Origin of the sequence: Thioalkalivibrio sp. ALE23, assembly GCF_000378545.1 — a bacterium.
Lineage (GTDB): Bacteria > Pseudomonadota > Gammaproteobacteria > Ectothiorhodospirales > Ectothiorhodospiraceae > Thioalkalivibrio.
The window spans coordinates 115,343-138,567 of the sequence record NZ_KB900031.1; the positions used below are offsets into that span (position 1 = coordinate 115,343).

19 protein-coding genes are annotated in these 23,225 nt (G+C 68.5%); 12 read left to right on the plus strand and 7 right to left on the minus strand.

The window, feature by feature from the left end; genetic code table 11:
* Window positions 1-2: 2 nt before the first annotated feature.
* From F573_RS0100580 to F573_RS0100595, 4 genes are all read right to left on the minus strand, one after another.
* Complete coding sequence (locus tag F573_RS0100580) at window positions 3-1,409, minus strand: replication-associated recombination protein A (protein WP_019021058.1); 1,407 nt, start codon at window positions 1,407-1,409, stop codon at window positions 3-5.
* A gap of 29 nt (window positions 1,410-1,438) precedes the next feature.
* Window positions 1,439-2,062 carry an outer membrane lipoprotein chaperone LolA gene (lolA, locus tag F573_RS0100585; RefSeq protein WP_019590591.1) on the minus strand — a complete coding sequence of 208 codons (624 nt, stop codon included), beginning with the start codon at window positions 2,060-2,062 and terminating at the stop codon, window positions 1,439-1,441.
* A 128-nt stretch (window positions 2,063-2,190) separates the two neighbouring features.
* Window positions 2,191-4,572, minus strand: a complete 2,382-nt coding sequence (locus F573_RS0100590) for a DNA translocase FtsK (protein ID WP_019021060.1) — start codon at window positions 4,570-4,572, stop codon at window positions 2,191-2,193.
* 55 nt (window positions 4,573-4,627) lie between these two features.
* The gene (locus tag F573_RS0100595) at window positions 4,628-5,893 is read right to left on the minus strand and encodes a methyltransferase domain-containing protein (protein ID WP_019021061.1); all 1,266 of its coding nucleotides are present in this window, start codon (window positions 5,891-5,893) and stop codon (window positions 4,628-4,630) included.
* A gap of 70 nt (window positions 5,894-5,963) precedes the next feature.
* Here F573_RS0100595 and F573_RS0100600 point away from each other — a divergent pair, with 70 nt between their 5' ends.
* Genes F573_RS0100600 through F573_RS0100615 form a run of 4 tightly spaced genes read left to right on the plus strand, consistent with a single transcriptional unit; the run spans window position 5,964 to window position 11,000 of the window.
* Entirely contained in the window at window positions 5,964-6,683 is a 720-nt protein-coding gene (locus tag F573_RS0100600) for a hypothetical protein (RefSeq protein ID WP_019021062.1), read from the plus strand.
* 40 nt (window positions 6,684-6,723) lie between these two features.
* Complete coding sequence (locus F573_RS0100605; protein WP_019021063.1) at window positions 6,724-8,121, plus strand: MBL fold metallo-hydrolase RNA specificity domain-containing protein; 1,398 nt, start codon at window positions 6,724-6,726, stop codon at window positions 8,119-8,121.
* A gap of 57 nt (window positions 8,122-8,178) precedes the next feature.
* Window positions 8,179-9,840, plus strand: a complete 1,662-nt coding sequence (locus tag F573_RS0100610; protein WP_019021064.1) for a Na/Pi cotransporter family protein — start codon at window positions 8,179-8,181, stop codon at window positions 9,838-9,840.
* Window positions 9,841-9,890: 50 nt separating this feature from the next.
* Window positions 9,891-11,000 (plus strand): RNA ligase, encoded by a 1,110-nt coding sequence (locus F573_RS0100615; protein ID WP_019021065.1) that lies wholly within the window; start codon window positions 9,891-9,893, stop codon window positions 10,998-11,000.
* Between the two features lies 1 nt (window position 11,001).
* Here F573_RS0100615 and F573_RS0100620 read toward each other — a convergent pair whose 3' ends face one another.
* Window positions 11,002-11,478, minus strand: a complete 477-nt coding sequence (locus F573_RS0100620; protein ID WP_018871184.1) for a YbhB/YbcL family Raf kinase inhibitor-like protein — start codon at window positions 11,476-11,478, stop codon at window positions 11,002-11,004.
* 134 nt (window positions 11,479-11,612) lie between these two features.
* Here F573_RS0100620 and F573_RS0100625 point away from each other — a divergent pair, with 134 nt between their 5' ends.
* From F573_RS0100625 to F573_RS0100640, 4 genes are all read left to right on the plus strand, one after another.
* Window positions 11,613-12,038: a hypothetical protein gene (locus F573_RS0100625; RefSeq protein ID WP_019021066.1), complete on the plus strand. Its 426-nt coding sequence runs from the start codon at window positions 11,613-11,615 to the stop codon at window positions 12,036-12,038.
* Window positions 12,039-12,127: 89 nt separating this feature from the next.
* On the plus strand, window positions 12,128-12,955 hold the full coding sequence (locus F573_RS0100630) for a hypothetical protein (protein ID WP_019021067.1): 828 nt from the start codon (window positions 12,128-12,130) through the stop codon (window positions 12,953-12,955).
* Window positions 12,948-14,717, plus strand: a complete 1,770-nt coding sequence (locus F573_RS0100635) for a hypothetical protein (RefSeq protein ID WP_019021068.1) — start codon at window positions 12,948-12,950, stop codon at window positions 14,715-14,717. Before F573_RS0100630 ends, F573_RS0100635 begins: the two co-directional genes overlap by 8 nt.
* On the plus strand, window positions 14,710-15,681 hold the full coding sequence (locus F573_RS0100640; RefSeq protein ID WP_231384377.1) for a patatin-like phospholipase family protein: 972 nt from the start codon (window positions 14,710-14,712) through the stop codon (window positions 15,679-15,681). Before F573_RS0100635 ends, F573_RS0100640 begins: the two co-directional genes overlap by 8 nt.
* Before the next feature lie 12 nt (window positions 15,682-15,693).
* On the opposite strand, the gene dcd is transcribed toward F573_RS0100640, so the two are convergent.
* Both dcd and apbC read right to left on the minus strand, forming a co-directional pair.
* Entirely contained in the window at window positions 15,694-16,260 is a 567-nt protein-coding gene (gene dcd, locus F573_RS0100645) for a dCTP deaminase (protein WP_018871181.1), read from the minus strand.
* 19 nt (window positions 16,261-16,279) lie between these two features.
* Window positions 16,280-17,371, minus strand: a complete 1,092-nt coding sequence (apbC, locus tag F573_RS0100650) for an iron-sulfur cluster carrier protein ApbC (RefSeq protein ID WP_018871180.1) — start codon at window positions 17,369-17,371, stop codon at window positions 16,280-16,282.
* A 530-nt stretch (window positions 17,372-17,901) separates the two neighbouring features.
* Here apbC and F573_RS0100655 point away from each other — a divergent pair.
* The 4 genes from F573_RS0100655 to F573_RS0100670 all read left to right on the plus strand — a co-directional run bounded on the left by F573_RS0100655 (window position 17,902) and on the right by F573_RS0100670 (window position 23,134).
* Window positions 17,902-19,242, plus strand: a complete 1,341-nt coding sequence (locus F573_RS0100655) for a hypothetical protein (protein WP_019021070.1) — start codon at window positions 17,902-17,904, stop codon at window positions 19,240-19,242.
* Window positions 19,243-19,644: 402 nt separating this feature from the next.
* On the plus strand, window positions 19,645-21,693 hold the full coding sequence (gene metG / locus F573_RS0100660) for a methionine--tRNA ligase (protein WP_019021071.1): 2,049 nt from the start codon (window positions 19,645-19,647) through the stop codon (window positions 21,691-21,693).
* 80 nt (window positions 21,694-21,773) lie between these two features.
* Window positions 21,774-22,397 (plus strand): methylthioribulose 1-phosphate dehydratase, encoded by a 624-nt coding sequence (gene mtnB / locus F573_RS0100665; protein WP_019021072.1) that lies wholly within the window; start codon window positions 21,774-21,776, stop codon window positions 22,395-22,397.
* Complete coding sequence (locus F573_RS0100670) at window positions 22,394-23,134, plus strand: hypothetical protein (protein ID WP_019021073.1); 741 nt, start codon at window positions 22,394-22,396, stop codon at window positions 23,132-23,134. The genes mtnB and F573_RS0100670 overlap by 4 nt, the downstream gene beginning before the upstream one ends.
* Window positions 23,135-23,225 lie beyond the last annotated feature (91 nt).

Below are 23,225 nucleotides of genomic sequence, written 5' to 3' on the forward strand. Positions count from 1 at the left end.
GGTCAGCCCTCCCCGCCGGGGTTTCCGCCCGCGTCGCGCAGACGGTCCAGGCGCTCCGCCAGCGCGCGCTCGGTGCCGTCCCGGCGCGGGCTGTAGAAGCGCTCGTCTTCCAGACCCTCCGGCAGGTAGACCTGCCCGCGGGCGAAGCCATCGGGCTCGTCGTGATCGTAGCGGTACCCGGCCCCGAAGCCTTCCGCGCGCATCAGCTCGGTCGGCGCGTTGCGCAGATGCAGCGGCACGCCCGGGCTCCCGGTCTCGCGGATCGCCGCGCGCGCCTGGTTCAGCGCAACGTAGGCACTGTTGCTCTTGGGTGCGGCGGCCAGTTCGATCACCGCCTGCACCAGCGCCAGGTCACCTTCCGGCCGGCCCAGGCGTTCCAGGGTCTGCCAGGCCGCGAGCACCCGCGCGCCCAGCCCGACTGCGGCCAGGCCGATGTCCTCGTAGGCCATGCGCAGCAGCCGCCGGCCCAGGTAGTCCGGATCGCAGCCGGCATCCAGCATGCGGGTCAGCCAGTACACCGCCGCGTTGGGGTCGGAACCGCGCACCGACTTGTGCAGCGCGGAGATCTGATCGTAGAAGGCATCGCCCTGGCGGTCGAAGGCCAGGGACTGCGCGCCCATGACCGCGCGCAGGGCGTCTCCGGTAATCGCCCCGTCGCGGGCCAGGTCGGAGGCGGTCTCCAGCCAGTTCAGGGCACGCCGGGCATCCCCGTCCGCGGCCCGCGCCAGGCGCTGACGCTCCTCCGCATCCAGTGTCAGGCCGCGGCCGCCCAGGCCCCGCTCCGGATCCTCCAGGGCGCGCTCGATCAGGGACTCGACCGCTTCCGCCCCCACCGCCTCCATGCGATACACCCGCGCCCGCGACAGCAGCGCGCTGTTCAGCGCAAACGACGGATTCTCGGTGGTGGCCCCCACGAACGTGAGCGTGCCGTCCTCGATATGCGGCAGCAGCGCGTCCTGCTGCCCCTTGTTGAAGCGGTGGATCTCGTCGATGAACAGCAGCGTGCCGACGCCGTTGCGCCGCCGGGTCTTCGCCGCATCCACCACCGCACGCACGTCCTTCACTCCGGCCAGCACCGCCGACAGGGTCACCAGCCGCTGGGCGCCGGCCTCGGCCACCAGCCGCGCCAGCGTAGTCTTGCCACAGCCGGGCGGCCCCCACAGGATCATGGACGGGGTCTGACCGCTTTCGATCGCGCGGCGCAGCGCGGCATCCGCGCCCACCAGGTGATCCTGCCCCACCATCTCGTCCAGCCGCGCCGGGCGCATGCGCTCGGCCAGCGGGGCGGCGGGATCCACGGTCGTTGCCGCGGCTGCGGACTGCGATGACGGGTGGGCCGGCGGGTCGGCCTCCGGGCCGCCGGCGGGATCGTCCCCGAACAGGTCGTTGTCGAACAGGTCGTCACTCATGCCGGGATTGTAACCCCGCCGGGAACGGGTCAGGGCCGGTAGACGTCGGCCCCGTCGGGCACCTCGAAGCGGAAGGTGTCCGGATCCAGCTCCGGGTTGCGCTCGCTGGCGCTGAACCGCACGTCGGTGACCTGCCCGAACAGGTCCTCGAACTGCATGCGCACCAGGTCGCCGTCCGGGGTCAGATCCAGCATCATGCGCACGAAATCCGCATGCTCGTCGCGCGGCAGCAGCAGCAGCCGCAGGGCCTCGCCATCCGGCACCGGCAGGATCATCGTGCGAAAGTGCGCCTCCAGCCGATCCGGCTGGCTGATGGCGGCGATCGGCGTGGCCTCCAGCGCGTCGCCCAGCGGGCGCACCGTGGCCTGCGCCAGATCCGGTTCGAACGTCCACAGTTCACGGCCATCGGACACCACCACCTGCGGGAACGGCTCGCGCACCTCCCAGTACAGCCGGTCGGGAAGCCCCAGATGCATCACCCCTTCGGATTCCTGCAGGGTGAAGCCGGTCTCGTCACTGACCGTCTGGGTGAACTCCGCGGAGAACGTCTCCAGGCCGGCCATGAAACGTTCCAGCGCCAGGCGGGCATCATCGGTCGCAGCCGCCGGCGCGGCGAACAGGAGCAGCAGTGCCGCCAGCAAGCCGGCGAGCATGGAAGACCCGCGCAGCGGGCCAGTGGCAAAACTCGGGGGACGCGGGTTCATGCGATCTCCGTCAGGGAAACTCGGATCAACAGATTGCGCGGCGACAGCTTAATCCGCAGTGAACGAGGCCGTGCACCTCACTCGTTCGAGCGATCGGGCACCAGCACCTCGCGATTGCCGTTGGACTGCACCGGGCTGACCAGTCCGGCGGTCTCCATGTCCTCCACGATCCGCGCGGCGCGGTTGTAGCCGATCTTCAGCCGTCGCTGTACGTAGGAAATGGAGGCCTTGCGCGACTCGGTGACGATCTGCACCGCCTGATCATAGAGCGGATCCGACTCCGATTCGTTCCCGTCACCCGATTCCAGCCCGGGAATCGCCGCCGCGCCGGCCTCCGGCTCGTCGAGGATCGCCTCGTTGTAGTCGGGTTCGCCGGTGGACTTGAGGTACTCCACCACCTGGTGCACCTCGTTGTCGCCCACGAACGCGCCATGCACGCGCTCCGGCATCGCCTTGCCCGGCGGCAGATAGAGCATGTCGCCATGACCCAGCAGGTGCTCCGCGCCCATCTGGTCGAGGATGGTGCGGGAATCCACCCGCGACGACACCTGGAAGGCGATGCGACTGGGGATGTTGGCCTTGATCAGGCCGGTGATCACGTCCACCGACGGGCGCTGGGTGGCGAGGATCAGGTGCAGCCCGGCCGCGCGTGCCTTCTGCGCCAGGCGCGCGATCAGCTCCTCCACCTTCTTGCCCACCACCATCATCATGTCGGCGAACTCGTCGACCACGATCACGATGAACGGCAGCGGCTCCAGCTCCGGCGCCTCGGTCGCGGTGACCGACTGCGCCGGGTCGAACAGCGGATCCTTCAGCGGCTCGCCGGCGGCGCGCGCGTCGCGCACCTTCTTGTTGAAACCGCCGATGTTGCGTACTCCCAGCGCCGACATCAGCTTGTAGCGCCGTTCCATCTCGCCCACCGCCCAGCGCAGGGCGTTGGAGGCGTCCTTCATGTCGGTGACCACCGGGCACAGCAGATGCGGGATGCCCTCGTAGACCGACAGCTCCAGCATCTTGGGGTCGATCAGGATCAGCCGCACTTCTTCCGGGGTGGCCTTGTACAGCAGCGACAGCAGCATCGCGTTGACGCCCACCGACTTGCCGGAACCGGTGGTGCCGGCCACCAGCAGATGCGGCATCTTCGCCAGATCGGCCATCACCGGCGCGCCGCCGATGTCCTTGCCCAGGGCCATGGTCAGCGGCGACTTGCCGGAGTCGAATTTCTCCGAACGCAGGATCTCGCTGAGGGCGACGATCTCGCGATTGTCGTTGGGGATTTCCAGGCCCACCGTGGAACGCCCGGGGATCACCTCGACGATGCGCACCGCGATCACCGACAGCGAACGCGCGAGGTCGGTGGACAGCCCGGAGATGCGCGAGGCCTTGACCCCCGGGGCCGGCTGCAGTTCGAAGCGGGTGATCACCGGCCCCGGCTGCACCGCAACCACCTCGACCTCCACGCCGAAGTCCTTCAGCTTGAGCTCGACCTGGCGCGACAGTGCCTGCAGCGCCTCTTCCGAATGCCCCTCGGAGGCCGCCGGGGGTTCGTCCAGCAGGCCCAGCGGCGGGATCGGATCGGCGCCCTCGCCGGCGGTGAACAGCGGGACCTGCTTTTCCTTCTCCACCCGCGGGCTGGGCGGCGGGGCCTCGACCTTGGGCTCCACCCGTTTCGGCGGACGGTCGGCCGTACGCTTGCGCTCTTTCTCCACGCGTTCTTCGCGCCCGGCCCGCTGCTGCCGGCCGATGCGGCGATCGCGCGCCAGCTCCAGCCGCGCCCTCGCGGCCTCCCAGCCGCGCACCAGCGCACGCCCCAGACCATCCATCAGCGCAAACCACGACAGCCCGGTGAACAGCGTGACCCCGGCAAGGAACAGCGCCAGCAGTACCAGCGTACCGCCGACCAGGCCCAGCCCGGCGACCGCCCAGCCCCCGAACAGGTCGCCGAGGATCCCGCCGGCGTGCACCGGCATGCCACCCGGCAGCAGGTGCAGGGCCGCCAGCGCCGAACCTGCGATCAGCGCCACCACGAGGGCCGCGCCGCGCACGCCGATCTCCAGGGCGCTGGCCATGCGCGCATCGCGCCGGTGACGGAACAGCCACCAGCCGATGCCGGCCACCGCCAGCGGGATCAGGAAGGCGAGATACCCCAGAAGATGAAAGGCGATATCCGCGAACCACGCGCCGGTGGTCCCGCCCAGGTTGCGGGTGCCGCCGCCGTCGCCGGTGGTCGACCAGGCGGCGTCACCCGGGTGATAGGTCACCAGGGCCACAAGCAGGTACAGCGCCAGCATGCCGAAGATCAGCAGCGCGCCTTCGCGCAGCCCGCGCAGCAGCTGCCCGCTGAGCGTGGGCGGCGTCGACGGCGCCGCGCCCTGGCCGGACTTCGGGCCGGACTTCGACCCCGTCTTCGCGCCGGATTTCTGCCCCTTGCCTGTGGATTTGGCCTTGCTTGCGGCCATGCGCTCCCCGTCGGTGCCGGCCCGCCAGCGCGGGCATCTCGAATCAGGGTGCAGTTTACCGGTTCAGAGAGTCCCCGTGGGGACTTGTGCCCCAGACCGCAAACACCGGATCGGCATGATCCAGGCGTCCGGCGTAGGGATCGTCCGCGGGCCGCGGCAGGCCACGCAGGCTGAACGTGGCCAGGTCCGCGAACCCCGCCTCCAGAAACCGGTCCAGCACCAGCCCCATGCGCTCGAAGTCGAACAGCCGTTCCCAGACCGCAATCGCTTTGGTGGGGAAACAGCGATCCGAAAACGTCACCACAAACACGCCACCCGGCCGCAGGACTTCCCGCACCGAGGCAAAGACCGCGCCGGGCCGGGTCAGATACTCGACCGAAGCGGTACAGACCACGGCGTCCAGGCTGTCCGCCGGGAACGGCAGGCCGGGACGGGTGTTCAGGTCCTGCACCAGGGCCTGGTTCAGCAGCGGGTTCGCGGCCAGCTCTTCCCGGTTCATGCCGAGACCGACGACCGCCTCCGGTTCGGCAACCCCGTCCAGATGCGATGCCCAGCTCGCCATGAGATCAAGGACCCGTGCGCCCGGCGGCAGCAGCGCGGCGTACAGTGCCGCCACCCCGGCGCGCGCGGTGGCATCCAGATGGTGGACCATGCGCGGCCGGGCGTAGAACGCCGCGTCGTCCGCCGGATCCTCCCGCTCGCAGGCGCCGCCGCTCCAGAAATCCGTCGGCACGCCGCGCCAGCGGGCCTGCATCCCGGGCCCGCGTTCGGTCAGTCGCCCGGTCACGTCGACCGCGGCCCCCTCGCGGCTTTCGGGATGTATCCCCAGCAGCCGACCGGTCAGACGCAGCTCGCGCCCCGCGAGGGGGTGGTTCAGGTCCGCCAGCAGGCGGTCATCTTCCAGGGCCCCCACGCGAAACAGGGTCCGGTCCCCTTTCTCGATCCCGGCATGTCCGGCGATGAACCCCCGCGGATAGAACCTTCCGGCCCGCGGCTCGACCACCCGGTGGCGCCGCAACCGCCGGTTGAAGGCCGCCGGCGGCAACTCCACGACCCCTGCGGGATCGGCCGCGGGTACCAGGGACGCCGCCGGCCATTCGCCGACCTCGCCCGGCGAACTTCCGCTCAGGCCGGAACCATCGCCGGCGGGCCAGAGATCCCGTTCGGGGTCCAGGCGCGGGAGATAAAGGCATTCGCGATGGCGGGCCTCGGGGCTGTTCCAGTCCAGCGTCCAGCCGACATCGGCCGTCCCTCCTGCCGACAGTACCCCGGCATCCGGGATCTCGACCATGCCCGACTCGGATACAAACGGATCCAGCATGCCGTTCTCCTTTCGTTCCCCTGCGTTATCATGCGGCGAACCGCCCGTACGCGGCCACCCGGAGGGAGCCATGACCGAGCCTTCACCCGTCCTGCTCGTCGCCGTGATTGCCGGCGATCTGGAGGAACGCGCCGTGCATATCGCCGCCGAGGAGGGCGCGCCGAAACCGTCGCTGCACGAGGGCTTCGGCATCGGCTTTCCGGAGCACATGCGTTTTTTCGGCGTGACCTACCAGGGACTCGAATCGGTGTGCATCTGGAAGACCGATCCGGCACGCGGTGAACGCATCGCGCGGCGGCTGAACCTGGAACTGGACCTGCTGCAGCCCTATAACGGCCTGGCCTTTACCCTGGAGGCCTCCGACGACACCGATGCGCTGCTGGACATGGCCAATGCCCGCCCGCAGGCCCCGGGCGCGCCCGGACACGCGCCGCCCCCGCCGGCCGCCGGACTGCCGCTGTCGCTGCTGGCGGTGATGTTCCCCGACGCCGATCGCGATGCGGCGGTGGAGATCGTGCGCCGGGGCGGCGGCGCCGGGCTCACCCTGCTGGATGCGCGCAACGCCACCACCGACCACCATCCGCGCATCCTCAGCCTGCACTACGAGGGGGCCCGCACCCTGCTGCTCGCGGTACTGGAGACCGGCCACGCCGAACGTCTGCGCACCACGCTGGACACCGAACTGCGGCTCTCCGCGCACGGGCGCGGCCTCGGGCTGGTGCTGCCACTGCGCGGAGTGGCCGGGCTCAAGCCGGAGCAGATCGAGCGGCTGCTGAAAGACGACGACTGACCCCTGCGACCGCCCCGCCAAAGCCGGTACACTGCGCGGCATGGCACAGCTTACCTTTCAGGGCGCCACCGGCGAGGTCACCGGTTCGCGCTATCGCATCGACACCGACCACGCCCGTTACCTGCTCGAATGCGGCATGCAGCAGGGCGGCAGCGACGCCGACGAACACAACCGCGCATCGCTGGCCGAAGTGGCGGCGAACACCGACGCCGTAATCCTGTCGCACGGCCATCTGGACCACTCGGGCCTGCTGCCGAAACTGGTGCGCGACGGCTACCGCGGCCCGATCTACTGCACGCCGGGGACGCTGGAACTGCTCGACATCATGCTGCGCGACTCGGCCTTCGTGATGGCGAAGGACATCGAGGGGGAAAACAAGTTACGCGCGCGCAACGATCGCGAGCTGCTGGAGCCGCTGTACGACGAACAGGACGTGGAGACCACGCTCGAACTGTGCGAACCGGTCTCTTACGGCCAGCCCCGACATCTGGAAGACGGGTCGCGCCTGACCTTCCACGACGCCGGGCACATCCTGGGTGCCGCCATCGTCGAGCTGGTGGTGCCCTCCGGCGGCCGCGAGCGGCGGCTGGTCTTCTCCGGCGACCTCGGCAATCCCGAGTCGGTGCTGATGAACGAGCCCGCACGGCCGGAGCAGGCCGACCACGTACTGCTGGAAAGCACCTACGGCGACCGCGACCACCGCCCGCTGGAAGAAACCATCGAGGAATTCGCGCAGATCCTGCAGGAGGCCTGGGACGATGGCGGCAACGTACTGATCCCCGCCTTCGCCGTGGGACGCACGCAGGAAATCCTCTACCACCTGGGCATGCTGCACCACGCCGGACGGGTGCCGCAGCAGAAGATCTTTCTCGACAGCCCGATGGGGATCCGCGTCACCGAGCTCTACGCGCGCTGCCGCCAGTCCCTGAACGCGGAAGACCTGGAGCGGCTGCATCAGGCGGCCAACGGGAACCCGCGGGAATACCTCCCGCCGCTGGAGTTCACCCGCACGGTGGAAGAATCCATGGCCATCAACCGCATCTCCGGCGGCGCGATCATCATCGCCGGCGCCGGAATGTGCAACGGCGGCCGTATCCGCCACCACCTGAAATACAACCTCGAACGACGCAGCACGCATCTCGTGATCGCCGGTTTCCAGGCCGCCGGGACCCTCGGCCGCCAGCTGGTGGACGGCGCCCGCTCGGTCAGGATCCACGGCGACGACATCGCGGTGAAGGGCCATGTGCATACCCTGGGCGGGCTCTCCGCGCACGCCGGCCAGTCCCGGCTCGTCGACTGGGCCGCCGGCTTCCGCGACCGACCGGTCTTCCATCTGGTCCACGGCGAACCGGCCGCGCGCGAGGCCCTGGCGCAGGTGATGCGCGAACGCGACCTGGACGCCCGCATCCCGGACTATGGCGACACCATCGAGCTGTAGCCGCCGCCCGGCCCCGGGCCCGGAAAAGGGCTCGGGAACAGGCACCGGGGTACACCCATGACCGGAGCCCCCGACACCGGCGCCCTGGCGCTGATCGCCGGTTTCCTCGGCGGTCTGGGGCTGTTCCTGCTCGGCATGCACCTGCTCACCGACGGTCTGCGCACCGCCGGGGGCAAGGCCCTGCGCCGGATCCTCGGCAGCTGGACCCGCAGCCGCAGCCGGGCGCTGGCCACCGGCGTGGGCGTGACCGCGCTGGTGCAGTCCTCCAGCGCCGTCACCCTGGCGATCATCGGCTTCGCCAACGCGGGCCTGCTGACCCTGGGCCAGTCGGTCTGGGTCATCTTCGGCTCCAATGTGGGCACCACCGTGACCGGCTGGCTGGTGTCCATCCTCGGGCTGGAGATCCGCATCGAGGCCTTTGCCCTGCCGGCGATCGGGGCCGGCGCACTGATGTACATCATCACCCGCGGCGCGCGCCTGCCCTACCTGGGGCTCGCGCTGGCGGGGTTCGGCCTGCTGTTCCTCGGCATCGACGTGCTGCGGGTCACTTTCGTGGATCTCGGCGACACCGTGGACCTGGGGGCACTGGCGCGCCCCGGCTTCCTCGGCCTGGTGATCATGGTCGCCATCGGCATGCTGCTGACGCTGGCCATGCAGAGCTCGTCGGCGGCCATGGCCATGGCCCTGACCGCCGCCATGAGCGGCGCGATCCCGCTGGAGGCGGCCGCCGCCGCGGTCATCGGCTCCAACCTCGGGACCACGGTCAAGGCGGTGCTGGTGGTGATCGGCGCCACCGCCAACGCCAAGCGCGTGGCCGCCGCACACGTACTGTTCAACGGCCTGACCGCGATCGTGGCCCTGCTGATGCTGCCGTGGTTCCTTGCCGCCATCGAATGGATCTGGGGCGGACCGGAGGCCGCCCCCGCCCCGGCCATGCTGCTGGCCCTGTTCCACACCGCATTCAACGTGCTCGGCGTGATCCTGATGATCCCGCTGGCCCGACCGATGATCCGGCGGCTGCAGCGGCACTTCGGCGGCGCGGATCTGGACGAGGCACGTCCCCGCCACCTCGACGACAGCAGCGCCCGGGTCCCGGAGCTGGCCCTGCAGTCACTCACCATGGAGGTCGACCGCGCCGGCGAACTGGCCTACCGCATGGCGCGCGACGCCCTCGCCGAGACCCCGCCGTCCGAATCGGGCCTGCGTCAGCGGCTCGATGTCGTCGAACGACTGGTGGAGGCCATCGGCGAGTTCGCCAACCGCGCCGGGCGGGTGTCGATGGCGGACGCCACGGCCGAAGGCATCGCCGAGGCGGTGCGGGTCGCCCGCTACCATCAGGACATCGCCGCGCGCGCCGCCGAGATCGCCGAACTGCGCCGTAACGCCAGCGACGACTCCACTGCGGAGATGACCGCGCGTCGCCGTGCCTGGCAGGGCCGCGTGATCCGCGCCCTGGACTGGGCCCGCCTGGAGGCCGACGAGGAGACGGCCGGCACACCCGCGGAGGAGGTGTCCCGCGCGGTGGAGGACGTTGAAGCCGCCTATCAGGAACTCAAGGCGGCGCTGCTGCGCGAGGGCACCTTCGGCGCACTGTCGATGGCGGAGATGGACCGCCAGCTGCGCATCATCAGCCTCGCCCGCCGCCTGGCCGGCCAGGCGGCCCGGGCGCACGAGCGCGGGACCGCCCTGCACGCCCTCGCCGGCAACGGCCCGGGCTGAGGCGTGCCGGCGCAATGTACGCGCCCGCGGCCGGGGCGATACACTGAGGCATGGACGCCGCAACCCTCGAACAGGCCCTGGAACAGGGCCGCGCCCGCGAGCAGCAGTTCGCGGACCTGACCTCCCACCGCCTGCTGGAGAGTGTGGATGGCTTTCCGCGCGGCAGCGTGGTGCTGCCCGACGGGCGCGTGCTGCCCGGCTACCCGTCCATCGCCCGCATCCAGTCGCTGGCCGCCGGCCTGCCGCGCCAGTTCGACGGCCCGTTCCGGGCCGAGGAGAAGATCGACGGCTTCAACGTGCGCATCCTGCGCGAGGGCGACGCGATCTACGCGTTCTCGCGGGGCGGATTCGTGTGCCCGTTCGCCACCGACCGGGTACCGGATTTCGTCGACCCGCAGGTGTTCGAGGAGGACCCGGAGCTGATCCTGTGCGCCGAGATCGCCGGGCCCGACACCCCGTACATGGAGGGCACCAGCGCCCAGGTGGAGGACGACATCGGGCTGTTCGTATTCGACATGATGCGCCGCGATCACGCGGGCTTCCTGCCGCATGCCGACAAGCAGCGCCGGATCGAACGCCATGGCCTGCCGCAGCCGGCGCAGCACGGTGTGTTCCACCCCGACGAGCTCGAGGCCCTGCGCCATCGGATCCTGGAACTGGACGCGCGCGGCGTGGAGGGGCTGGTGCTCAAGGCCGAGGACAACGGCGTGCGCGCCAAGTTCGTGACCGGCCGTTCCTGCATCAACGACATCCGTGTCTGCAGCGGGCAGCTGCTGGACCTGCCCGCGGAATACTTCACCCACCGACTGATGCGGCTTGCGGTCTTCCTGACCGAGCACGGACGTACCGGCGACCCGGAGATCGAGCGCGCCCTCGGGCGCGCTTTCCTCGAAGGCATGGACGACGCGGTCGCCTCCAGCGAGCAGACCGGCCATGTCGGCCAGCACTATCGCTGCCGCTTCCGCGAGCGCGCCAACGCCCTGCGGTTCATCGAGCACATGCGCACCACTGGCGGACGCCATGTACGCGTCGACCCCGCCAGCCCGCAGCCCGAGACGGGCGAGCGGGAAGGCTACTGGCGGGTGGACCTGGAGCGCCGCTTCGACCGCATGACCGGCACCCTGGCCTCGGCCCTGCGCGGCGACTCGCAGTTCGACTGAATCAGTCGCGGGTGTAGGTGCCCACCAGCCGGTTCATGCCGATCACGTGCGGTTCGGCGCGTTCCAGGAACTGCTCCATGGTCAGCCCGGGCGGGGCCTGCAGATCGGCATCCAGGGCCATGACCCAGAAGAAATAGTGATGCACCCCATGACCGCCCGGCGGCATCGGCCCGCCGTAGCCGTTGCGGTCAAAGTCCGTGTGCCCGTTGGTCCCCAGCGAGGTCCCGGCTTCCAGCTCGGTCACATCGGGCGGCAGGTTGTACAGCACCCAGTGCACGAAACCGTAGGACCCGGGCTTGATCAGCGGGGCATCGGGATCGTGGCAGAGGATTGCGAACCCGCGGGTGCCCTCGGGGGCGCCGCGCCACGCCAGCGGCGGGGAGACATCCTCGCCCTCGCCGGTGTAGCGCGCCGGGATCTTCCCGCGCGACTCGAACTCCGGGCTGGTGAGCTGCATGTCGGACAGCGCAAAACCCATAAGGACCTCCTGGCACGTTGGTGTGGCCTGTAGCCACCTCACCGTAGCGACCCTGCCGGCCGGATGCCAGGGGGCCGGGGCGAAAGCTGTGTCCATTTGCAGCGCCGGCCGGGCTGCCTGATCATACCGGCGTGATGATCCGCTGGCTGCGCAATCCGTTCCGTCGCAGGAATCCGCTGGACACTGCCGCGCGCGCGGTGGACCGGGGGCGCGCCGGCGTGGAAACCGTTCTGGGCCTGCCGCACCGCCTGGCGGTGCCGCTGCTGCAGCGACATTTCGGCGATGCGGCGGTGCCCTCCAGCGAGGGCTTTCGCGAACACGGCCGCGACGGTTCCTGGACGCTTCCCGCGCCCGCCCCGGAGTTCTCCGTGCGGCTGGATGCCGACTCCGAGGGACGCCTGATCCACGGCCGCATCACCGGATCCGGCCCGTACGCCGGGCTGATCGTGTTCAGCGACTGGAGCCCGGACCACCCCGCCGCGGTCTGGCAGATCCGCGTCGAGGAACCGGCCGGAGAACAGGCCACTGCGCTGCAGGATTACCTGCTTAAGGGGTCCTGAACGAGATTTGCGTCACATCTTCTGGCGTGCAATGATTCAACCTGCCTGTTCTTCTGGGTATTGACCCGACCGCATTCTACGGACAGATCATGCCAGACACCCGGACCATCGTCCGCTTTGCCGGGCTCAACGACCGCGTCGACCGCGAACCGGCACTGCGCACCCTCGAACGGGCCCTGTCGATCCACGCGGATCCGTCGCCCCACGGCGGGCCGCCTCGGGCGCGCGCCGAGGAAATCCTGTGTGACCCCGGCGCGCAAATCGCGTCCTTTGCTGACCCCGCAGAGGCAAAACACCTGGTCCAGCGACTGGAACGCAACGGCATCCACTGCGATATGGCTACCGCGGAAGACAGCACGGACGGCGAGGACGAAGCCACGCCGTTGTTCGGTAGCGATGCCGGCTTCCGGGAAATGCGCCAGTGTCCGCACTGCGGCGAACGCCAGGAAGCCGCGCGACAGACCTGCATCGCCTGCGGGCACGTGATGGACGATACCCGACCCCGGCCGGCACCACGCCGGCGCGCACCCGCCGCGGAATCACCCGCAGTACCAGCCGGAAGACCCGACGCCGACACGACGCACGAAGGGCCCGGCTACCACACGCGGCCTATCTTGCCAGGACGAGTTTCACTGGTCTTGCTGACCGTCGCCCTGGTCGGCGGAGGCTACAGCCTCTGGGGCCCGGAACTCGCTCCCCCGGACGAAGACCCCGAGACCCCCTCATCCATCATTTCTCCGGAGATGGCGGAGTCGGAGTCGGCCGGACCGACCTATGATCCGGAAGCCGGGGTGAACCCCTACGCCGAGCGCCTCGAAGAACTCGGGGTCGATACCGAACAGATGCAGGAGACCGTCGGAGCAAGCGACGCCGTCCCGCAGCTGGACCGAACCATGGAGATGGAAGAGCATGAGTGAAGCCCTCGCGGAACAGCAGAAAACCGATGACCGGCAGCGCGTCTTCGCCGCGGACCGGCTGGAACTGCCCGAGGGCATCATCCGCGAGCTGATGGAGCTGGATCCCATCGCGGATCCGGACTGGAAGAAACGCCTGGAGGCCAACCTTCGTCAGCTCGGTGAAAACGAGCGAAAATACGCGTTTCATCAATACCTGGAACCCAAGGGGATCCGCTACAACGCCAAACTGAAACAGCTGGAGTACGAACCGCCGCTGACCTTCGAGCAGGCCTTCAACAATACCTCCAGCCCGGAACTGCGGGATATTGGCGCCCGCCTGAAACAGGCTCAGGAGGATATCGACAGCGCCGAGACGCCCGAGGCCTTCGCCGACCACCTGGAAGGTTCGCTGTCCCTGCTGGACGAATTCGATACCGGCGACGACCTGGCCCTGCAGAAACAGAAAAAGGCCCTGCGCGACGCCTACCTGTTCCGGTTGGTCGAGCTGACGCGCCGGGCATCGTTCACCGTGGGCCGCAACTATCGCGGGATCAGTGCTGCCAACGTGAAGCGCTACACCATCGAGGTGTTCCTGAAGCACCAGCTGCTCGGCTATCGGTTCCGGACCCTTCCGGTCACCACGCTGGAAGAAGACCCGCACCCCTTCATCCGGGACGTCGTCGCTCCGGAGGCGCGTACGCGTCAGTGCGACATCGTACGGACAGCCACCACCATCTACCTGATCGCTCCCACGGAGGGCGACCATCTCAACCCGTTCTCGGTACGCCGCTTCCTGCGCGAGGAAGTCACGGGCGACCGCTTCGTCCACTTCAACGCGGCGGTCATACCGGCGAAGCACGAGAGCCTGGACAAGGAAAATGTCCAGAAAGTCGTGCAATTCACCCTGACCCGGATGGTCACGCTGCAACGCAAGCTGAGCGGCAACATCGTCGCGGCGGTGGAGGAGTTGTGGAAGGCCCAGCACGACTATCTGGCCCCGATGCTGCGCGAACCCATCGACCCGGGCACCTCGTCACTGGACCACGCCATCACGCGGCGGGTGATGCACTTCGAGAAGGCGGTAGCAAACGAGATTCTCCGGGAGATGGACCGACTGCTTCGCGAGGAGGCCAGCACGCCGGACGATTTCGACTACCTGTACATGAGCCTGCGGCGCCTGCTGATCGAACTGGCGGGCGAGGTCCGGGACTTCGGCATGGATTCGGCGGCCCGCTGGAGCCGCAAGACCGACGAGCTGGATCTCCGCGTGATCTCCATGCTGCGCCTGCTGGAGAAAATGCGCACGCATATTTTTTCGGTCGATGCCGGTGCCGACGACGCGGAGGGACGCAAGGAGCTGGAGGAATTCCAGAGCGAGTTGAACAAACTTCTCAAACAGGCCGAAGACCAGGAACTGGCCCTGCGCGAACGCCTGCAGGAGGCCCAGGCCCGGGAAGAACGTTCGCGCCGCTTCTATCAGCACTGGATGGAGACCATGCTACGGGGCTTTCGCAAGCCGGAAACCGCCGAAGAAGTTCAGGAGCGAATCCGCAAGAACCGTTTTGACTGCTATATCGAGGCGATCCGTCTGCAGAAGCGCAACCGGCGCTACTCCGTCTACCTCGAGTTCGAGGAACTGACCCCCATCAAGGAGGGCGTCCGGCACTACGCCATCCCCCGCGGACGTCAGGGAGTGAGCCAGCTGCCAGCGATCCTGCGCATGTCCGAAGACATGGAGACGTTCAGCATAACCGCAGTCAAGAACGCCCTGACCCTTGGCTAGTTCCAACAGGATCGCCCCCAGAACGGTATCGCTCGTCCTCGGCAGCGGCGGCGCTCGCGGTCTCGCCGAGATCGGGGTCATCCGCTGGCTGGAAGACCATGCAAACTACGAGATCCGGACGATTGCCGGCTCCTCCATGGGGGCGGTGGTCGGCGGCATCTATGCGGCCGGGCAGCTGGACACCTACGAGGAATGGGTGTGCACCCTGCGGCGCCAGGACGTCTGGCGACTGCTGGATTTCTCGTTCTCCGGGGCCGGTTTGTTCCGCGGCGAACGCCTGGTCGAGAAGCTCCGCGAGATGCTGGGCGATACCGACATCCGCAATCTGCCCATCCGCTTTACCGCGGTGGCCACGGACATCGAACGCGAGCGCGAGGTGTGGCTCAACGAGGGGGCGCTGTTCGACGCCATTCGCGCGTCCATCGCCATCCCCACGGTATTCACCCCGGTGCGCCTGAACGGGCGGCTGCTGGTGGACGGCGGCCTGCTCAACCCGGTCCCCATCGCTCCGACCCTGTACGACGACAGCGACGTCACCATCGCGGTCAGTCTCAACGGACGGGTGGACGAGCGTCTGGGTCCGAAACGCAGTTCGCCCGGAGACCATCAGGGGGATTCCGCCGCCACTCGCCTGCGCGACGGCCTGCGCAGCGCGCGCGACGTGCTGCCCGACCGCATCGGCTCCTGGCTGCAGGACTGGCAGGGGCGTCTGGGCCTGGACGAGGCGGACCCGCAGCTGAGCCGGGAACAGGAGGCGCGGGCGCTGGGAATGATCGACATGGTCTCGCATTCCATCGAGGCCATGCAGGGCAGCATCGCGCGTTTCCGCGTGGCCGCCTACAACCCCGAACACCTGATCGAGGTGCCCGTGAATGCCTGCGGGGTGTTCGACTTCCACCGCGCGCGGGAGATGATCGACCTGGGTTACGAGCTGGCCGAGCGGCGTTTCGCGCTGGAGCGCTGACGCCGGCCGGCCTCAGGTGCGCGGCAGCGTGACCCCGCGCTGGCCCTGGTACTTGCCCCCGCGGTCCTTGTACGACGTCTCGCACTCCTCGTCCGACTGCAGGAACAGCATCTGCGCCACGCCTTCATTGGCATACACCTTGGCCGGCAGCGGCGTGGTGTTGGAGAACTCCAGCGTCACGTGGCCCTCCCACTCGGGTTCCAGCGGGGTCACGTTGACGATGATGCCGCAGCGGGCATAGGTCGACTTGCCCAGGCAGATGGTCAGCACGTCGCGCGGGATGCGGAAGTACTCCACCGTGTGCGCGAGCGCGAAGGAATTGGGCGGGATGATGCAGACGTCGGCATGCACGTCGACGAAGCTGCCCTCGTCGAAACCCTTGGGATCGACGATGCTCGAGTTGATGTTGGTGAAGATCTTGAAGTGATCCGAACAACGCACGTCGTAGCCGTAGCTGGACGTACCGTAGGAGACGATGCGCTCGTCGTCGCGATAACGGATCTGGCCGGGCTCGAAGGGATCGATCATCCCCTCGGCCTCGGCCATGCGACGGATCCAGCGGTCGGACTTGATGGTCATCCCTGATCGCCCGCCGTCATCAGTTGTTCTGGATGACGATGTTGGGGAACTTGCTGCTGTAGTCCCGCGCCTGTTCCGCCAGCCGGGCGCCGGTGCGCCGCGCGATCTCGCGGTAGATCTCGGTGATGCGACCATCGGGGTCGGCGATCACGGTCGGTTCGCCGCCATCGGCCTGCTCGCGGATGCGGATGTCCAGCGGCAGCGCGCCCAGCAGGTCCACGCCGTATTCCTCCGACATGTTCTCCGCGCCGCCCTGGCCGAAGATGTACTCCTCGTTACCGCATTTCGAACAGATGTGGATGCTCATGTTCTCGATGATCCCGAGCACCGGCACCTCGACCTTCTCGAACATTTGCAGGCCCTTGCGCGCGTCCAGCAGGGCGATGTCCTGCGGCGTGGTCACGATCACCGAGCCGGAGACCGGGATCTTCTGCGACAGCGTCAGCTGAATGTCGCCGGTGCCCGGCGGCAGGTCGATGACCAGGTAGTCCAGGTCCTTCCAGTTGGTCTCGTTGATCAGCTGTTCCAGCGCCTGGGTCACCATCGGCCCGCGCCAGATCATCGGCGTGTCCTCGTCGATCAGGAAGCCGATGGACATCGCCTGCACGCCGTGGCGCTCCAGCGGTTCCATGTGCTTGCCGTCCTTCGACTCCGGCTTGTCCTTGATCCCCAGCATGCGCGGCTGGGAGGGGCCATAAATGTCGGCGTCGAGGATGCCGACACGCGCACCCTCGGCCGCCATGCCCAGGGCCAGGTTGACCGCGGTGGTGGACTTGCCCACCCCGCCCTTGCCCGAGGCCACGGCGATGATGTTCTTGATCCCGGACATCGGCTTGAGGCTCTTCTGCACCGCGTGGGTCAGGACCTTGCAGCCGACATTCACCTCGACCGCCGCGTCCCCGGCGACGCCGCGCACCGCCTGCTCCACCGCGGCTTGCAGTTCGTCGTGGTAGCCGGAAGCGGCATAACCCAGCTCGATGTCCACCGCGACCCGCGAGCCGTCGATGCGGATATCCTTCACCTGGTTGGCGGACACCAGGTCGGTTTCGAGGTACTTGTCCTGCACCTGCTTCAGGGCGGATTCGATCTGCTCGCGCGAGAGTTCAGCCATGGTTGCCCGGTTTCCGTTGATTGGGAGTGTGATCGCGCGATTCTACTGCCCGCAGACCGGGACGCCAATGACTGCACGCCACGGCCGACTTTCGGCGTCCCCGGATCCGGGCCGAGAGGAGGCCTGTCAAGGCCCCAGCCCGACAGATTGTCCGATTTGTGCACATCCGCGGCGATCGGCCACCCCGGCGGGACAGGATAGCGAAAACAGCCGGAAAGACACTCGACAAAACTTTTTCAAGTCCCTGTTTATGAATCGTTTTTAAAAAGTTGGTCGTTTTTTGACCAATCTGAGGCAAAGCCCCGTCTGACAAGGCTTGCGGACAAATGCCACGGGTTTTCCCACAGAGTTATCCACAGGTTCTGTGGACAGTCACGGGGCTTGACACCCGTCACCCGATAGCTCCGGCAATGTGACCCGGCCGACAGAACCCGCCCGCCGTGCATGCCGCGCCGTGCATCGCCCGGTCGAAGCCCGTAATGTGAAGACTTGCGCGACGCGTATCCAGCGGGAAGGGTCCGGACAAAATCATGCTCAAGGAAGTGGCGATCGGCGGTGCGGTCCTGGTGGTCGCGGGACTGGGGTATCACCAGTACGAAATCGGTCAGATCGAGCGCAGCCTCGACGAGTTCGCGGCGGAACTGCGCCCGCTGGGCGAGCTGGACTATTCCGGGGTGCGCATCGGCCTGAACGGCCACCTGCACGTCGACGGCGTGCGCTTCGACCCGCACGCCCTCCCCGGGCGGCTGCGGGCCGAGCGCATCAGCGTCGAGACGGACGGCATCCCGGAGCTTCTGCGCCTGCGCCGCACCCTGGAGCGCGACCGCCTGCCGCGAGCCCTCGGCGCCTCCGTGCACCAGCTGCGGGTCCCCGCGACATGGTCGCGCGCCAACGCGGATGCCCCCCTGGCCCGTTTTGTCACCCGCCTGGACACCGCCGGCTGCAGTGCCCTGGCGGACGCCGGGCCCGGGCAGGTGCTTGACCGTCTTGGCATGGCGCGGGCGCCCGTGGACCTCGCGCTGTCCTATCGCATTGAAGGCAGTGGCGAGCGGCTGGAGCTGCGCGGGGCATACCAGGCCGGCGCCCTCGGCGGCTTCCACGGCCGGGTGGAGTTCGAGCCCCGCGCCGGTTCGCGCGACCTGGAACGCTTCGTCCCGGCGCTGCTGGAAGCGCCCATGCGCGAGTTCGGCCTCGAATACCGCGATGCGGGCTATTACACCTCCCTGCAGGACTTCTGCCTCCGCGAATCCGGCCTGCAGGCGGAGTCCTGGCGCGAACACCACATGGGCGAATGGCTGCAGACATGGGCCGATGCCGGATTGCAGCCGGGGCCGGCCCTGACGCGCGGCTATCGCGAATTCGTCGCGCAGCCGGACTCGATCGAGCTGCAGGCGGGTCGCGTGCGCGATCCGCTGCGGCGGGCACGCGGTCTGGATTCGCCGATAGAACTCCTCGACCGCGTGGATCTGCGCCTCGCGATCAACGGCGAGCGCATCGGGCCCGTGGTCCTGCACGCCGGGGATTTCGTCGGCCTGCCCGACGCGACGGAGCCGGACACGGGGGGCGACTCTCCGGACATGGAGGCAGCGCGCGACCGCGAGCCCGAGCGCGCCACCGCATCCGCACCCGATTCCGGGACTGAAACCGCGCTCGCACCGGGCGCCCCGACGGGCGGAACCCTCGCCTGGGAAGCCCTGCCGGGGCATATCGACCGATACGCCATCGTGATTACCGAACGCGGGCACCGTCGCCCGGGCCGACTGCTGGAGGCGGGCGACGATCACCTGCGCCTGCGCCAGCGACTGCATGGCGGGTTCATCGTGATTCGGCTGCAGCGTGACGAAATCCGCGAGGTCCGTGCCGCCCGCTGACACACTGTATCCTGCGCGGTTTTGCACAGACCGGCACGCCCCGGGCAGAGTCGGCAGCCGGGCACGCATCACGGCCGGGGACGACACGCGGAAAAATTGCAAGTTTCTGTTTCGAAAGGATTTTATTCAGAGTGGTTAATATTTGCCCAATCTGATGCAAGCCACGCACTGACAAGGGTTTGGCTCGCCTGCCACGGTTTTTCCCACAGAGTTGTCCACAGGTTCTGTGGACAACGGCCGGCTTGACCGGCACCGGGAAATGGATTAACCCGGCCTCCTCGTCCGTTCCGGCGGCTCGACATCCCGCCGGCCACACCGGACAATATCCGTTTCCGGATCACCCGCCGGCCGCACTGCCCGTGGCCGGACACCCGCGACCCGACACCACAGATCCCGAGGCCCATGACCGACACGCCGCGCAAGATCCTCGTCACCAGCGCCCTGCCGTATGCCAACGGGCCGATCCACCTGGGCCATCTGGTGGAGTACATCCAGACCGACATCTGGGTCCGTTTCCAGCGCGCCCGCGGCCACGAGGTGGTGTACGTCTGCGCGGACGATGCCCATGGCACGCCCATCATGCTCAAGGCGCGCGCCGAGGGCATCGAACCCGAGACCCTGATCGAGCGCGTCCGCGAGGAGCACGAGGCGGATTTCGCCGAGTTCCACATCGGCTTCGACCACTACCATTCCACGCATTCGGCAGAGAACCGCGAACTGGCCGGCGAGATCTACCGCGCCCTGCGCGACGCCGGGCACATCGAGACCCGCACCATCGACCAGGCCTATGACCCCGAGGCCGGGATGTTCCTGCCCGACCGCTTCGTGAAGGGCCGCTGCCCGAAATGCGGGGCCGAGGAGCAGTACGGCGACTCCTGCGAGGCCTGCGGCGCGACCTACAGCCCGATGGAGCTGCAGGAACCGGTGTCGGCCATCAGTGGCGTCGCGCCCGAGTCGCGCGAGTCGGAACACTACTTCTTCCGCCTGGCCGACTTCGAGGCCTTCCTGCGCGAATGGACGGGCTCCGGACGCCTGCAGGGCGCGATCCGCAACAAGCTGGAGGAATGGTTCGAGGCCGGGCTGAGCGACTGGGACATCTCCCGCGACGAGCCCTACTTCGGCTTCGAGATCCCCGAGGCGCCGGGCAAGTACTTCTACGTGTGGCTGGATGCGCCCATCGGCTACATGGCGAGCTTTCGCGCCTGGGCGCGCGAACACGGCGAGGACTTCGACGCCTGGTGGCGGCCGGATTCCGATGCCGAGCTGTACCATTTCATCGGCAAGGACATCGCCTACTTCCATACCCTGTTCTGGCCGGCCATGCTGCACGGTGCGGGCTATCGCACGCCCTCGGCGGTGTTCTGCCACGGCTTCCTGACCGTCAACGGCGCGAAGATGTCGAAGTCGCGCGGGACCTTCATCCGCGCCCGCGACTACCTCGACCATCTGAACCCCGAGGCCCTGCGCTACTACCTCGCCGCCAAGCTGGGCGCCGGGGTCGACGACCTCGACCTCAATCTTGACGACTTCATCCAGCGGGTAAACTCCGACCTGGTCGGCAAGGTGGTCAACATCGCCAGCCGCTGCGCCGGCTTCATCACCAAGCGCTTCGACGGCCAGCTGGCCGCCGAACTGCCGCGCCCCGACCTGCACCAGGCATTCGTCGACGAGGGCGAGGCGATCGCCGCGGCCTACGAAAACCGCGAATTCGCCCAGGCCATGCGCCGCATCATGGCGCTGGCCGACCAGGCCAACCAGTACATCGACGAGGCCCGGCCCTGGGTGCTGGCGAAGGAGGCGGGGCGCGAGGCCGAGGTGCAGGCCATCAACACCCAGGGGCTGGACCTGTTCCGCATCCTGATCATCTATCTCGCACCGGTGCTGCCGAAGCTGGCGAACGAAGCGGCGGCCTTCCTGCGCGAGGACGACCTCTCCTGGGCGGCACGCACGCGCCCCCTGACCGGCGGCCGGATCGACCGCTTCAAGCCGCTGATGACGCGCATCGAGGGGAGCACGGTGGAAGGCCTGCTGGAGGCCTCGAAGGCGTCGCTGAGTGGCAGCGATGCCGAGGCGAACGGGGCGAGCGGGGATGCGAAACCCGACCCGGCGGTGGACCCGATCGCCGACACCATCGACTTCGACACCTTCGCCCGGGTCGACCTGCGGGTCGCCCGCATCGAGGTCGCGGAACACGTGGAGGGCGCGGACAAGCTGCTGCGCCTGGAACTCAACATCGGCAGCGAACGCCGCCAGGTCTTCGCCGGCATCAAGTCGGCCTATGCCCCCGAGGACCTGGTCGGCCGCCACACCGTGATGGTCGCCAACCTCGCCCCGCGCAAGATGCGTTTCGGCGTCTCCGAAGGGATGGTGCTGGCCGCCGGTCCCGGGGGCGAGGAGCTGTGGATCCTGAGCCCCGACGACGGGGCCCGGCCGGGCATGCGCATCAAGTAGTCGCGCCTGCCGCTGACGCCGATCATGGATTTGCATCCGGTGCTCGCGTAAGCTGACCGCCTTTTGCCAACAAGGGACGCATGGAAAACAGTCTCGAATTCAAGGCCCAGGTGAGCCTGCTCGCCGACGCCGGCGCGCGTCTCGCGGCCCGCGGCTGGCTGCCGGCCCGCGCTGGCCACTTTTCCGCGCGCCTGGACGACCGCCACATCGTGGTCTCCGCCCCCGGACGCCAGAAGGACATGCTCGACGAGAACGACTTCATCATCGTCGATCTCGACGGCAACCTGCTGTCGCCGGCCGAACGCACGCCCTCGCCGGAGACCTTCCTGCACATCATCATGTATCGCCGCGACAAGGATCTGGGTGCGGTCCTGCACACCCACTCGGCCAACGCGACGGTGCTCTCGCGCCAGCTCCCGGGCGGATTCCACCTGAGCGACTACGAGGTCCTGCGCGAGCTGCCGGTGGTGGAAAACCCCGCCGACGGCATCGACATCCCGGTGTTCGCCAACGACCCCAACGTGCAGCAACTGGCCGCGCAGGTGGACGCCCGCATGAGCCAGCAGCCGGACCTGGCGGGCTACCTGATCGCCGGCCACGGCCTGTACACCTGGAGCCACACGGTGGAGACCGCGATCCAGCGGGTCGAGGCCTTCGAATTCCTGTTCGAATGCGAGATCCTCGCGCGTCAGCTGCACCCATGAACACGCAGGCGATCCGCACCGAACCCGCGCATCCCGCGCCGCGCGCGGTGGTGCTCGCCTTCGAGGGCGTGCTGGCCCCGGTCGACGTGCTGCCGGCCACGCTGGAGCCCCGCGCCCGCGAGGAGCTGGGCCCGTTCCTGGAACAGCGCGCCGACGACCCGCTGGTGAAGCGCACCCTCGCCGACCTGCGGGCCTATGCCGGGCGCGAGCTGGACGAGGCCGAGCTGCGCGTGCGCATCGACACCTGGATGCGCGCAGGGCAGGACATCAGCCCGCTGCGCCAGCTGCAAGGCCTGATCTGGACGGAGGTGCTGGAACAGGGCGGCCTGCGCCCCGAGCTGGACGCGGATACGGTGGCGGCGCTGACGCGACTGGCACGGGCCGACATCGCGCTGTACAGCTTTGGCGCCACGCCGGTGACCACCCAGCGCGAGTGGCTGCGGCGTGGCCCGGACCGCAACTTCGAGGCCCGCCTGGCGGGTTTCTTCGACACCCGCCTGGGCGGACGCCGCGACGCCGGCAGCTTCGGGCGCCTGGTCGCCGAGACCGGGCTGCAGGCGGACGAGGTTCTCGTGCTGTCGCCGGACCGCCGGCAGCTGGATGCCGCGCGCCAGGGCTGGCTCCGGACCGCCCGCCCGGCGCCGGAGCCCGACGCCGGGCGGGCGGATCCGGACGGGGAGCCGCACCCTGCCCTGAGCCTGAACGCCCTGGCCGAACGCTGGGGAACCGCCGCCTGACCACCTGGCCATGACCGTGGCCGGGGCAGGGTTGAGGTGCCATCCACGGGGGTCGATACTATGTTGTTGACCCTGTTACTCGGAAATTGCG

Excerpts from the sequence above, each read along its gene's own strand:
- F573_RS0100610 (WP_019021064.1), top strand. The coding sequence starts at position 8,179 with ATGACCGGAGCCCCCGACACCGGCGCCCTGGCGCTGATCGCCGGTTTC.
- F573_RS0100590 (WP_019021060.1), bottom strand. The coding sequence starts at position 4,572 with ATGGCCGCAAGCAAGGCCAAATCCACAGGCAAGGGGCAGAAATCCGGC.
- F573_RS0100630 (WP_019021067.1), top strand. The coding sequence starts at position 12,128 with ATGCCAGACACCCGGACCATCGTCCGCTTTGCCGGGCTCAACGACCGC.
- dcd (WP_018871181.1), bottom strand. The coding sequence starts at position 16,260 with ATGACCATCAAGTCCGACCGCTGGATCCGTCGCATGGCCGAGGCCGAG.
- F573_RS0100670 (WP_019021073.1), top strand. The coding sequence starts at position 22,394 with ATGAACACGCAGGCGATCCGCACCGAACCCGCGCATCCCGCGCCGCGC.
- F573_RS0100580 (WP_019021058.1), bottom strand. The coding sequence starts at position 1,409 with ATGAGTGACGACCTGTTCGACAACGACCTGTTCGGGGACGATCCCGCC.
- F573_RS0100655 (WP_019021070.1), top strand. The coding sequence starts at position 17,902 with ATGCTCAAGGAAGTGGCGATCGGCGGTGCGGTCCTGGTGGTCGCGGGA.
- F573_RS0100600 (WP_019021062.1), top strand. The coding sequence starts at position 5,964 with ATGACCGAGCCTTCACCCGTCCTGCTCGTCGCCGTGATTGCCGGCGAT.
- F573_RS0100615 (WP_019021065.1), top strand. The coding sequence starts at position 9,891 with ATGGACGCCGCAACCCTCGAACAGGCCCTGGAACAGGGCCGCGCCCGC.
- metG (WP_019021071.1), top strand. The coding sequence starts at position 19,645 with ATGACCGACACGCCGCGCAAGATCCTCGTCACCAGCGCCCTGCCGTAT.
- F573_RS0100625 (WP_019021066.1), top strand. The coding sequence starts at position 11,613 with ATGATCCGCTGGCTGCGCAATCCGTTCCGTCGCAGGAATCCGCTGGAC.
- apbC (WP_018871180.1), bottom strand. The coding sequence starts at position 17,371 with ATGGCTGAACTCTCGCGCGAGCAGATCGAATCCGCCCTGAAGCAGGTG.
- lolA (WP_019590591.1), bottom strand. The coding sequence starts at position 2,062 with ATGCTCGCCGGCTTGCTGGCGGCACTGCTGCTCCTGTTCGCCGCGCCG.
- mtnB (WP_019021072.1), top strand. The coding sequence starts at position 21,774 with ATGGAAAACAGTCTCGAATTCAAGGCCCAGGTGAGCCTGCTCGCCGAC.
- F573_RS0100595 (WP_019021061.1), bottom strand. The coding sequence starts at position 5,893 with ATGCTGGATCCGTTTGTATCCGAGTCGGGCATGGTCGAGATCCCGGAT.
- F573_RS0100620 (WP_018871184.1), bottom strand. The coding sequence starts at position 11,478 with ATGGGTTTTGCGCTGTCCGACATGCAGCTCACCAGCCCGGAGTTCGAG.
- F573_RS0100635 (WP_019021068.1), top strand. The coding sequence starts at position 12,948 with ATGAGTGAAGCCCTCGCGGAACAGCAGAAAACCGATGACCGGCAGCGC.
- F573_RS0100605 (WP_019021063.1), top strand. The coding sequence starts at position 6,724 with ATGGCACAGCTTACCTTTCAGGGCGCCACCGGCGAGGTCACCGGTTCG.